Origin of the sequence: Clavibacter lycopersici, assembly GCF_003576405.1 — a bacterium.
Lineage (GTDB): Bacteria > Actinomycetota > Actinomycetes > Actinomycetales > Microbacteriaceae > Clavibacter > Clavibacter lycopersici.
Genome location: NZ_QWGT01000352.1, coordinates 1 through 2,057, shown reverse-complemented (window position 1 = coordinate 2,057; position 2,057 = coordinate 1). Strand labels below are relative to the sequence as shown.

Genomic DNA, 2,057 nt, shown 5'->3' with positions numbered 1-2,057 from the left:
CTCCGGTGCCGGGCGGCAGGGGGGCGGCGGCCCGGGATGCGGGCGATGCGGCGGCCCCGCGCGGGCGGCCCGCGGCGGTGGCGGGTGGTGCGTCCTGGATGCTGGTCATGGATCCGTCCCCTTCGATCGGTCTGTTGTTCCAGCCTGCGACCCGCCAGGATGGGGTTCGGGGATCCATCGGCGTGAAGATGCGCCGATGTTCACGGAGAGGTGAATGCATGGACCAGCTCGTCATCGGTCGGCGCATCCGGCACGCGCGGAAGGGCGCGGGGCTCACGCTGCAGGCGCTCGGGGAGCGGGCGGGGATCCTGCCGAGCCAGCTGAGCATGATCGAGAACGGCCGGCGCGAGACGCGGCTGTCGACCCTCGGTCGGATCGCCGGTGCGCTCGGCGTGGACGTCACGCACCTGCTCGCCGCGGACGCGCCGGACGCGCGGTCGGCGCTGGAGATCGAGCTCGACCGGGCCCAGCGCTCGTCGCTCTACGGCTCGCTCGGGCTGCCCGCCGTGCCCGCGAGCCGCGCGCTCCCGCAGGAGACGCTCGAGGCGCTCGTCGGGCTGCACCGCGAGCTGGCGCGGCGCGAGCGCGAGTCCATCGCGACGCCCGAGGAGGCCAGGCGGGCCAACACGGAGCAGCGCCTCATGATGCGCGAGCGCGACAACCACATCCCCGGGATCGAGGAGCTGGCCGAGCGGATGCTCGCCGACGTCGGCCACCGGAGCGGCGCGCTCTCGCATCGCAGCGTCAGCCGCATGGCCGAGGGCCTCGGCTTCGAGCTCATCTACGTCGACGACCTCCCGCGGTCCACCCGCTCGGTCACCGATCTCGGGGAGGGGCGGATCTACCTGCCGCCTGCGTCCATCCCCGGTGGCCACGGGCTCCGGTCGATGGCGCTGCAGGCGATGGCGCACCGCGTGCTCGGGCACGAGGAGCCCGCGAGCTACGCCGACTTCCTGCGGCAGCGGCTCGAGATCAACTACTTCGCGGCCGCGTGCCTCATGCCTCTGACGCAGTCGGTCGAGTTCCTCGCCGAGGCCAAGGGACGGCGCGACCTCGCGGTGGAGGACTTCCGTGACGCGTTCGGCGTGACGCACGAGGCCGCGGCGCTCCGGCTGACGAACATCAGCACCACGCACCTCGGCCTCCGCGTGCACTTCCTGCGCGTCGGCGGCGACGGCGCCGTCTACAAGGCGTACGAGAACGACGGCCTGCCGCTCCCCGTCGACGTGACGGGCGCGGTCGAGGGCCAGCCGGTGTGCCGGGAGTGGGCGGCGCGCGGCGCGTTCGACCGCACCAACCGGACGACCGAGTTCCACCAGTACACGGACACGCCCGCGGGCACGTTCTGGTGCTCCACGCAGACGGGATCCACCGCGGAGGGCGAGTACTCGATCACGTTCGGCGTGCCGTTCGCGCACGCGAAGTGGTTCCGGGGGCGGGAGACGACGGCGAGGAGCGTGTCGCGGTGCCCGGACGAGTCGTGCTGCCGGCGGGCGGATCCCGAGGACGCCGGCCGCTGGCGCGACCGCGCGTGGCCGAGCGCGCGGCTGCACGCGCACATCCTCGCGCCGCTGCCGCGCGGGGCGTTCCCCGGGGTGGACGACCGCGAGCTGTACGCCTTCCTCGACCGGCACGCGGGGGCGTGACGCGGGGCACGCCTAGCGGGTCGCGGCGTCCGGATCCAGCCGCGGGACGGCGGCGACGAGCGCCCGGGTCACGGGGTGCGTGGGGCGCGTGAGCACGTCGCCCGCGGATCCGCTCTCCACGACGCGGCCCTCGCTCAGCACCAGCACGTCGTCGCTCATGTGCGCGACGACGCCGAGGTCGTGGGAGATGAGGAGGAGGCCGAGGCCCAGCCGGCGCTGCAGCTCGTCGAGGAGGTCGAGCACCTGCGCCTGCACGGCGATGTCGAGGGCGGAGACGGGCTCGTCGCAGATGAGGACGTCGGGTCGGGCGGCGAGGGCGCGCGCGATGGCGACGCGCTGGCGCTGGCCGCCGGACAGCCGGCCGGGTCGGCGGCGGAGGAGCGCGGGATCGAGGCCGACCTGCGCGAGGAG

The 2,057-nt window shown here is 74.6% G+C and carries 2 protein-coding genes; one reads left to right on the top strand and one right to left on the bottom strand.

Going from position 1 to position 2,057, the window contains the following annotated elements:
* Positions 1-218 precede the first annotated feature (218 nt).
* A complete protein-coding gene (locus DZG00_RS14975) occupies positions 219-1,646 on the top strand; it encodes a helix-turn-helix domain-containing protein (protein WP_119455792.1) in 1,428 nt (475 codons plus the stop codon).
* Positions 1,647-1,658: 12 nt separating this feature from the next.
* Here DZG00_RS14975 and DZG00_RS14970 read toward each other — a convergent pair.
* Positions 1,659-2,057, bottom strand: a 399-nt coding sequence (locus DZG00_RS14970) for an ATP-binding cassette domain-containing protein (protein ID WP_147360047.1), incomplete at its 5' end; no start/stop codon positions are given.